Genomic DNA, 9053 nt, shown 5'->3' on the forward strand with positions numbered 1-9053 from the left:
CTAGTCTGCCCGCGCCGCCGTGTCGGCCGTGTCAGCGGGGTTGGGGGCGTGACCGCTCCCGGAACCGCGCCGCCTCCGGCGCCTGCGGCGTGGCGGCCGTTCGGCACTGTCGCCGTGGGGCGGCTCCTCCTTGTCGGCCGGAGCGGCGTGCTCGGCCGTGGGGGTGTGGGCCGTGGCCCCGCGTGTGCGGCGCCTGCGCGGCCGGGTGGTGTCCTTCGCGGCGTCGGACCCGGAGCCGGACTCGGCCACGGTCGCGCCGTCCTGCTCGCCCTGCCCGGCCTCCTGGCCGCCCCGGGTACGCCTGCGCTGGCGCTGCGAGCGCTTGCGGGGCGCCTCGGCCCTGGTCGCGCGACGTTTGCCGCCGAAGTCCTCTTCGTTCTCGGCCGCCAGCCCGACGCGGGTGCGCTGCGACAGCGGGAGCCGGCCGGTCGTCTTCTCGGCGATGCCGAGATCGGTGAACAGGTGCGCCGACGTGGAGTAGGTCTCCGGCGGCTCGGCGAGGTCGAGGCCCAGTTCGTCGGAGATCAGCTTCCAGCGGGGAACCTCGTCCCAGTCGACGAGCGTCACCGCGACCCCGGTCTTGCCTGCCCGGCCGGTGCGCCCGATGCGGTGGACGTAGGTCTTCTCGTCGTCGGGCGTCTGGTAGTTGACGACGTGGGTGACGTCGTCCACGTCGATGCCGCGCGCGGCGACGTCGGTCGCGACGAGGACGTCCACCTTGCCGGAGCGGAACGCGCGCAGCGCCTGCTCGCGGGCACCCTGCCCGAGGTCGCCGTGGACGGCCGCCGCGGCGAAGCCACGCTCGGCGAGGTCGTCGGCGACCTTCTGCGCGGTCCGCTTCGTCCTTGTGAAGATCATCGTCAGGCCGCGGCCCTCGGCCTGGAGCAGCTTCGCGACCAGCTGGGGCTTGTCGAGCGAATGCGAGCGGTACACGAACTGGGTGGTCCGCTCGTGGATCGCGCTCGCCTCGTGGTCCTCGGCCCTGATGTGGGTGGGCTGCCGCAGGAACGTCCTGGCGAGCGTGAGGATCGGGCCGGGCATGGTGGCCGAGAACAGCATCGTCTGCCGCTGCTCGGGCACCATCCGCAGGATGCGCTCGATGTCGGGCAGAAAGCCGAGGTCGAGCATCTCGTCGGCCTCGTCGAGCACCAGCGTCGAGACCTTGCCGAGCACCAGGTGGCGCTGTTCGGCCAGGTCGAGCAGCCGTCCCGGCGTGCCGATCACGACGTCCACGCCGTCGCGCAGCGACGCGATCTGGGACTCGTACGGGCGGCCGCCGTAGATGGACGCGATGCGCACGCCGAAGTGGGCGCCCGCCTTCTCCAGGTCCTTCGTGACCTGCACGCACAGCTCGCGGGTGGGTACCACGACGAGCGCCTGCGGGGTGCCGTCGCCGGGCAGGGTCAGCCGCTGGAGCAGCGGCACGCCGAAGCCCAGCGTCTTGCCCGTCCCGGTCCTGGCCTGGCCGATGACGTCCTCGCCGCGCAGTGCCAGCGGCAGCGTCAGTGCCTGGATGTCGAACGTGCGCTCGATGCCGGACGCCGTGAGCGCCTTGACGATGTCGGGATGGACCCCGAGCTCGGCGAACGTCGGATTGTCCGGCGTGGCGGTACTCGCGATGGTGTCGTTGTTCGGGTCGATGTCGGATCGCCTCTCTCATACCGGCGCGCACAGCCGGGTACAACGCGGCATTCGACCACCACGCCGAAGCGTTCGCTTCGCGGCGTGTCACACGAAACCGGTGGGACGCCGCTGGAGGCGTGCACGCACACTGTCAGTTCGTAGTGAAGTGAGACGGTTCGGCGATGCTGGACACCGGCGCTGTCGGACCCGGGGCCTTCCCGGTCGAGCGCCTCACGCGCATCAGCCGATCGTCGTGCACTACACAAGGCACCTTCACTACCAGTTCGCAGTCTAACCTGTCCACGCGCTCATCCCGCGGACCTCGCCCGCGTGGTGTGGCGTGTTGTTGGTCTCGTCGTGGGCTGCACTACGGTTGGGCCGTGACTGACGCGACGTCCGGGGCGCCCGGTGACATCGAGGCCGGGGTCGTCGATCTGCTCGGCGTCCTCGCGTACGGCGAGCTGTCGGCGTTCGACCGGCTCGCCGAGGACGCGCGCGAGGCGCCGACGCTGGCGGGCCGCGCCGCCCTCGCGTCGATGGCCGCCGCCGAGATCGGGCACTACGCCCTGCTGGAGCGCCATCTCGGCGACCACGGAGTCGCGGTCGCCGACGCCATGCGGCCGTTCATCCAGCACGTCGACGCGTTCCAGGCGTCGACGGCACCGAGGACGTGGCTGGAGTCACTGGTCAAGGCGTACGTGGTGGACAACCTCGCCGCCGACCTCTACCGCGAGCTCGCCGGGCTGCTCGACGAGCGCACGCGCGAACTCGTCGTCACCGTGCTGGCCGACACCGGCCACTCCGCGTTCGCCCAGCGCGAAGTGGCCGCCGCGACCGAGAACGACACGCCGGCCCGCGACCGGCTCGCGCTGTGGAGCCGCAGGCTGCTCGGAGAGGCGCTGACCCACGCCCAGTACGTGGTGGCCGAGCGTGACGGTCTCGCCGAGTTGATCGTGGCCGGAAGCGGCGACCTCTCGGGCATCGCGGCACTGTTTCGCAGGCTCCAACAGCAACACACCAAACGGATGCAGGCCCTCGGTCTCGGCTAGCCTGGGGGCGACGACAGCACGACTAGGCGGAGGTCGCACGTGGAGGTCAAGATCGGCATCAAGGACGCGCCGCGAGAGCTCGTGGTGGCCAGCAGCGCGTCGCCCGACGAGGTGGAGAAGCAGGTCGCCGAGGCCCTGAGTGCCGACGACGGGCTGTTCCGCCTCACCGACGAGAAGGGCAGGACCTTCCTCGTCCCGGCGGACCGCATCGCCTACGTCGAGATCGCGCCGTCCGACGTGCGCAGGGTGGGCTTCGCGGTCGGTTCCTGACCGGGCCTGCCGACGACGATCCGGGCCGCTCGCCGCCTCGCCACGCGGGGCCGGTGGGCGGCCCGAGTCGTGTCCGGCGGACGGATGTGTGCAGTGGTGACCGCGGCGCCTAACCCTGCGCGTCCTCCGCGATGTCGGCCAGCGAGATGGGCACCGCGAACGGCGGTGTGCTCACGCCCATGATGCGGTAGCGGTCCCACGGGTCGGGGTCGGAGATCTCGCCGTGCGCGTGGCCCTCGGGGGTGCGGATCTCGACCTTGCGCTTCTTCCCTCCCGCCAGCTCGGAGACCCGGGAGTCGGCCTTGATCCGGCCGTACCAGTGGTAGTAGCCGTCGATCGGCTGGAAGTGCCCGCGCAGCCGCACGGCGACCTCGAGTTCGACCTCGTCGGCCACCAGGGTCGCCGTGCCCTCGTAGCCGTCCTCGTCGTGCTCGCTCACGATGGTTCTCCCGTCTGTTCGTGCTGTCCGTGGTCCATGGCCTTCTTCAGCGGAACGACCTTGTCGGCGTCCAGGGGGGAGTGCGGGTCGAGCGCCACGCCGTGCTGGCGGGTGAGGCCGTCGATGGCGGCCCAGATGATCTGCGTCAGGTACTCGACGACGCTGTCGCGGCTCATGGTGCGCTTGTCCAGCCACCACTCCCCGGTGCTCTGCACCATGCCGACGATGCCGTGTGCCCACGGCTCGGCCGCGCCGGAGTCCATGTTGAGCATGCGCATGTAGTCGCCGAGCAACGCGGTGAGTGCCGTGGCGATGAGCTGCTTGTCCTCGGCCACCACGTCGGCGTCCACCGGCCGGTCGGCGAACGACTTGCGGGCGAGCAGCCGGTAGAGGTTCGGGTACTGCTCGATCACGGAGAAGAAGGCGTCGAGCGCCATGCGGATGCGCGGCATCGGCGCCAGTTCGGCGTTGATGGCGGGCAGCAGCCGCTGGAAGAGGATCTCGGTGCCCCGGTGGCCGAGCGCGAGGTAGAGGTCGGCCTTGTCGTCGAAGTGCCGGTACAGCACCGGTTTGGTGACGCCCGCGGCGGCGGCGACGTGCTCCATGCCCATGTCGGGGCCGTGCTCGTCGAGCGCCCGCAGTGCGGCATCCACGAACTCGGCGCGGCGGGCGATCCGGTGCTTGCGCCAGCGGTCGCGGCGGGCGTCGCCGGATGGCTCGTTCCCGGATTTCCGTCCCGACCTGCTTGAGCTGTTGACACGGTCGGCCATGTTGTCCATGCTACCAGAAGTAACTGTTACCTGGGGTTACACGCAAGGGGAAGGTGGTGGCCGCGATGACGCGCGCCGTGTCGGAGTCGACCCGCGAGAAGACCGCTGAACGGCTGCTCAAGTCGTCGGCCAACAAGTTCTACGACCCCGAGATCGACATCGACTGGGACGCGCCGCTGGAGGAGGGCAAGCACTTCATCCCACCGGAGCGTTCCACGCTCTACGGCACCGAGCTGTGGGACCGGCTCACCCCCGAGCAGCGCATCGAACTCGGCAAGCACGAACTCGCCAGCATCGCCACCAACGGCATCTGGTTCGAGGTGCTGCTCATGCAGATGCTGCTCAAGGAGGTCTACGACACCGACCCGACCACCGGGTTCGCCCAGTACGCCCTCACCGAGATCGCCGACGAGTGCCGCCACTCGACGATGTTCGCGCGGCTTTCCGACCGCGTCGGCTGCCCGCACTACGGGCCCGTTCCGTGGCGCAGGCGGCTCGGCAAGGTGCTCAACCTCCTCGCGTACGGTCCCGCCATGTACGGCTCGATCCTGGTCGCGGAGGAGATCCTCGACCGGTTGCAGCGCGAGCAGATGAACGACCCGGAGATCCAGCCGCTCGTGCGCATGGTCAACCGCATCCACGTGCTGGAGGAGGCGCGCCACGTCACGTTCGCCCGCGAGGAGGTCAAGCGCGGGATGGCGCGGCTGCGCGGTCCGGAGCGGGCCTACCAGCAGTGGCTGATCGCCGTCGTCGCCAACGAGATCACCCACAGCCTGGTCAACCCCGCCGTCTACAAGGCCGTGGGTATCCGTCCCCGCGACGGATACCGCGCGGCCGTCGCCAACCCGCACTGGCGGGAGAGCGTGCGCTACTCCGGCGAGCGGATCATGAGCTTCCTCGACGACGCCGGGCTCGTGGGGGCGCCCGGAATGCCGTGGTGGCGCCGCTCGCACCTGCTGGCGGCCCGATGAGCGCCCGGCGGTTCACCACGGCCGACGGGACCTCGCTGGCGGTGGAGTGGGGCGGTGGTTCCGGCGACTCCGGCGACTTCGGCGACTTCACAGCCGACGGTCCGACCGTGGTCCTGGTCCACGGCTGGACCCAGGACCGCGGGACGTGGGACCGGGTCGTCGAGCTCCTGCCGCCGGACGTGCGGTGGATGCGCTACGACCTGCGGGGGCACGGCGAGTCGGCGCCCGCTGTGCCCGGCGGCGCGACCATCGCCCGGCTCGCCGACGACCTCGCCGAGATCGTGGAGGACGCCGTCACGACCGGGCGCGTGGCACCGCACGGTGGGTTGCTGCTTGCCGGTCACTCCATGGGCGGAATGACGATCATGGCGCTGGCCGAGCGGCATCCCGAACTGGTGCGACAGCACGCCAGCGGTGTCGTGTTCGTGTCCACGGCGTGTGCCGACATGGGCCGCGTGACGCTCGGTCTGCCGGGCGCGGCAGGCCGCGCGGCCCACCGCGTCGAGCGCGGGCTCGCCACCGCGCTCGCGGGCTACCGGCGCGACCGGCTCCCGCTGCGTCCCGCCGTCGCGCGCGTGGGCACCCGGTGGCTGGTGTTCGGTCGCCGGCCCCGGCGCGCCGACGTCGCCTCGGTGACCGACCAGCTGCTGCGCGCTCATCCGGCGAGCGTCGGGGCATTCCAGACCGAGATCTCCGTCCACGACCGCACCGCCGCACTCGCGACCCTGCGCGGAGTCCCGGGTGCGGTGCTCACGGGCACGGCCGACCGGCTGTGCTCACCCCGGCACGCCCGGGCCATCGCCGACGAGCTGGGCTCGGCGCACCTGGTGACGCTGCCGGACGCGGGGCACATGCTGGCGCACGAGCGGGCGCACGACGTGGCCGACCAGATCACGGCGGTCGCGGCGCGCCGCGAAGCCGCGCCGCTGCCGAGTTGAGCGGCTGCTCGGCTGCTCTCAGTCCCGACCGGACAGCGGGAAGCCCGCGCCGATGCCCCGCCAGGCCAGCGTGGAGGTGAGCGCCACGGCCTCATCCTGCGACATCGAGCTGTTGGCCAGCCAGAACCGGGCACTGACCTGGCTCATCCCCACCAGCCCGACGGCCAGCAGGCGGGCCTTCTCCTCGTCGAGACCGGCGTCGGCAGTGATCGTCTCGGTGATCGCGTCGACGCTGGCCGTCGTGGCCCGGTCCACGGCCTCCTGCACGGACGGTTCGCCACGGAGGTCCGATTCGAACACCATGCGGAACGCGCCCGCGTCGCCGTTGACGAACTCGAAGAAGGCGCCCACCGCGTTCTTGACCCGCTGCTTGTTGTCCGTCGTGGACGCCAGCGCCTGCTGCACGGCGGACACCAGGGTGTCGACGTGGCTTTCCAACAGGGCGATATAGAGGTCGAGCTTGCCGGGGAAGTGCTGGTACAGCACGGGTTTGCTGACGCCCGCGCGCTCGGCGATGTCGTCCATCGCGGCGGCGTGATAGCCGTTGGCCGCGAACACCTCCTGCGCGGCGGCCAGCAACTGAGCCCGGCGCTCCGTGCGCGGGAGCCGCACCCCGCGACCGAACGGTGCCGAGCCGGTCTCCTGGCTCGGCACCTGTGCGCGCGCCTGCCCTGTCTCCGTCATCCCCGCCTCCACTCGAACTTCCCACCGCAGACTACTCGTGGGTACGTACCGCACGCCAAACCTGGTGTCCGTCAGGCATGCTGGAACCGTGCCCGAAACGTTCACCAGTTCACCCGACAGCCTGACGGGCGTGGGGGCCAGGCCGCCGCTCACGCACGTGCCGCTGTCGGCCACGCCACTGCCGGACCTCGACGACACCGCCGGACCGTGGCCCGGGACGAGGCGGGAGATCGGTGACCTCGCCCTGCACGTGCGGCACACCGAGGACCCGGCGGATCAGCCTGCGCGCCACGGGACGGCGGTGTACGTACACGGGCTCGGCGGCTCGTCCACCAACTGGACCGACCTCGGCAGGCTGCTGTCGCCACACGCGGCGGGGCAGGCGGTGGACCTGCCCGGATTCGGGTTCTCCGAGCCGCTGGACGGGTTCACCTTCAGCCTCGCGGCACACGCCGACGTCCTCGCCGGCTACCTGGCCACCCACACCGAGGCCCCGGTGCATCTGCTCGGCAACTCCATGGGCGGCGCGGTCGCGATGCTCGTGGCGGCCCACAGGCCCGATCTCGTGCGCACACTCACCCTCATCTCGCCTGCCATGCCCGACCTGCGGCCCGACCCCCGCAGGCTCTCGGACCCGAGGCTGGCGCTGGCCTACCTGCCGGTCGTCGGCAGGCGGGTGCGGCGCACCCTCGCCGCGCTGACGCCGAGGCAACGCGCCGAGCAGGTCATCCGGCTGTGCTTCGCCGACCCGGACTCGTTTCCCGCGCGCCGCTTCGACGAGCTGGTCGAGGAACACAGTGCCCGCGCGGCCTACGGCTGGGCCGAACGCGCGATGGCGCTGAGCACGATGGAGATCTTCCGCGCCTGGTTCACCCGCGGCGCGGGGTCGCTGTGGTCGCTGGCGCCCGGGATCACCGCGCCCACGCTGGTGGTCTGGGGCACGGAGGACCGGGTGATCTCCGTCCGCCGCGCCCCGAGGACGGCGAAACTGATCCCCCGGGCCCGGCTGTTCGTCGTCCCCAGGACGGGACACGTCGCCCAGATGGAGCGACCCACGACCGTGGCCAGGGCCGTACTCGGGCTGTGGGACGGTGTCGACGCCGGGCACTGGTAGGGCGGGCGTGCCCGCAACGGGTGACACGGGATCGGCCGAACGCGCCGAGCCGGGCGCGTTAGAGGACGCGATGGTGTGGCACTCTGACACTCGTGGAGCGGGTAACAGAAGGAACACGAAAGGACCACCGGAACGTCGCGGCGGCCGGTCGCGGTTCCGCTGCTTCCCGTGGTTCCGACGGGCCCGAGCCCGCCGAGGAGGAACACGAGGGCGAGCGGCGGCGTCCCGGTGAACCGTTGCGTGCCGCGTGGCGCCCCGAGGGCACCCGGACCCGGCACGCGTCGACGAAGTCCGGGCTGAGGCGGTTCACCGCCGCGTTCGGCTGGCGCGCCTACCTGGTGCCCATCCTGCTCGTCGTCACCGCCCTCGTGGTGTTCGACACCACAAGGGGGTCGGGGGCGTCCGACAACGGGTCGCCGGACGCCGCGAGCAGCGGTGGCAACGGGGCCGACGAGGAGCAGCGGGCGCCGGTGGCCACCGAGGTCCCGGCCTCACCCGTCGACCTCGACATCCCCACCGCCGAACTCCCCGACGGCGGCGACTACACGGAGTCGGGCGAGGGGAGCTGGCACGTCGTCCCGCTCGCCGAGGGCAGTGGCGAGCAGGCGGGCGAGACCGGGGAGGTCTGGACGTACACCGTCGAGGTGGAAGACGGGCTCGATCCGGGCAGCTACACCGGAGACGACAGCTTCGCCGCCTCCGTGGAGGCCATCCTGGCCAGCGAGCGCAGCTGGGTCGGTACCGGCGACGTCGCGATGAAGCGGGTCGACGGCAGCCACCCCGCTCCGCGCTTCCGCGTGAGCCTCACGTCACCCGAGACGACCGGCGAGCTGTGCGGCACGGCCATCCCGTTCGAGTCGTCCTGTTACAAGAGCACCACCCCGGACGGGCCCCGGGTCGTGATCAACCTCGCGCGGTGGGTGCGCGGAGCGAAGGCGTTCGGCGGCGACGACACCGGCTACCGCCAGTACGTGATCAATCACGAGGTCGGTCACGCCCTCGGAAACAACCACGTCGGTTGCCGCGAGGACGCCGAACTCGCGCCCGTGATGATGCAGCAGACGTTCGGCGTCGCCAACGACTACGTCGCGAAGCTCAACGACATGCCCGGCGGCGACGTCGGCGCCGTGCCCGCCGACGGCAAGGTCTGCAAACCCAACGCCTGGCCCAACCCGCAGCCGGACGGCGACTGAGC

At 71.4% G+C, this 9053-nt stretch carries 10 protein-coding genes; 6 read left to right on the plus strand and 4 right to left on the minus strand.

Translation table 11 applies throughout. From position 1 onward, the window contains the following. Positions 1 to 1620, minus strand: coding sequence for a DEAD/DEAH box helicase (locus FFT09_RS22120; RefSeq protein WP_138383896.1), 1620 nt, complete (start codon positions 1618 to 1620; stop codon positions 1 to 3). A 383-nt stretch (positions 1621 to 2003) separates the two neighbouring features. Here FFT09_RS22120 and FFT09_RS22125 point away from each other — a divergent pair, with 383 nt between their 5' ends. Then, positions 2004 to 2672 carry a ferritin-like fold-containing protein gene (locus FFT09_RS22125; protein ID WP_081193743.1) on the plus strand — a complete coding sequence of 223 codons (669 nt, stop codon included), beginning with the start codon at positions 2004 to 2006 and terminating at the stop codon, positions 2670 to 2672. Between the two features lie 39 nt (positions 2673 to 2711). Then, positions 2712 to 2942 carry a DUF3107 domain-containing protein gene (locus tag FFT09_RS22130; RefSeq protein ID WP_024877622.1) on the plus strand — a complete coding sequence of 77 codons (231 nt, stop codon included), beginning with the start codon at positions 2712 to 2714 and terminating at the stop codon, positions 2940 to 2942. A 109-nt stretch (positions 2943 to 3051) separates the two neighbouring features. Here FFT09_RS22130 and FFT09_RS22135 read toward each other — a convergent pair whose 3' ends face one another. Continuing rightward, complete coding sequence (locus tag FFT09_RS22135; protein ID WP_138383949.1) at positions 3052 to 3384, minus strand: DUF4873 domain-containing protein; 333 nt, start codon at positions 3382 to 3384, stop codon at positions 3052 to 3054. Further along, positions 3378 to 4160 (minus strand): TetR/AcrR family transcriptional regulator, encoded by a 783-nt coding sequence (locus FFT09_RS22140; protein WP_024877619.1) that lies wholly within the window; start codon positions 4158 to 4160, stop codon positions 3378 to 3380. The genes FFT09_RS22135 and FFT09_RS22140 overlap by 7 nt, the downstream gene beginning before the upstream one ends. A 56-nt stretch (positions 4161 to 4216) precedes the next feature. Between FFT09_RS22140 and FFT09_RS22145 the strand changes: the two genes are divergently transcribed. Then, positions 4217 to 5122, plus strand: a complete 906-nt coding sequence (locus FFT09_RS22145; RefSeq protein ID WP_024877618.1) for an AurF N-oxygenase family protein — start codon at positions 4217 to 4219, stop codon at positions 5120 to 5122. Next, on the plus strand, positions 5119 to 6060 hold the full coding sequence (locus FFT09_RS22150) for an alpha/beta fold hydrolase (protein ID WP_138383897.1): 942 nt from the start codon (positions 5119 to 5121) through the stop codon (positions 6058 to 6060). Before FFT09_RS22145 ends, FFT09_RS22150 begins: the two co-directional genes overlap by 4 nt. Positions 6061 to 6078: 18 nt before the next feature. On the opposite strand, the gene FFT09_RS22155 is transcribed toward FFT09_RS22150, so the two are convergent. Then, a complete protein-coding gene (locus FFT09_RS22155) occupies positions 6079 to 6744 on the minus strand; it encodes a TetR/AcrR family transcriptional regulator (protein WP_024877616.1) in 666 nt (221 codons plus the stop codon). 88 nt (positions 6745 to 6832) lie between these two features. On the opposite strand from FFT09_RS22155, the gene FFT09_RS22160 reads away from it, so the two are divergent. Beyond that, entirely contained in the window at positions 6833 to 7858 is a 1026-nt protein-coding gene (locus tag FFT09_RS22160) for an alpha/beta fold hydrolase (protein ID WP_138383898.1), read from the plus strand. A 92-nt stretch (positions 7859 to 7950) separates the two neighbouring features. After that, positions 7951 to 9051, plus strand: a complete 1101-nt coding sequence (locus FFT09_RS22165; protein WP_081193749.1) for a DUF3152 domain-containing protein — start codon at positions 7951 to 7953, stop codon at positions 9049 to 9051. The last annotated feature ends 2 nt before the right edge of the window (positions 9052 to 9053 follow it).

The sequence above is a fragment of the Saccharomonospora piscinae genome (assembly GCF_005862235.1).
Lineage (GTDB): Bacteria > Actinomycetota > Actinomycetes > Mycobacteriales > Pseudonocardiaceae > Saccharomonospora > Saccharomonospora piscinae.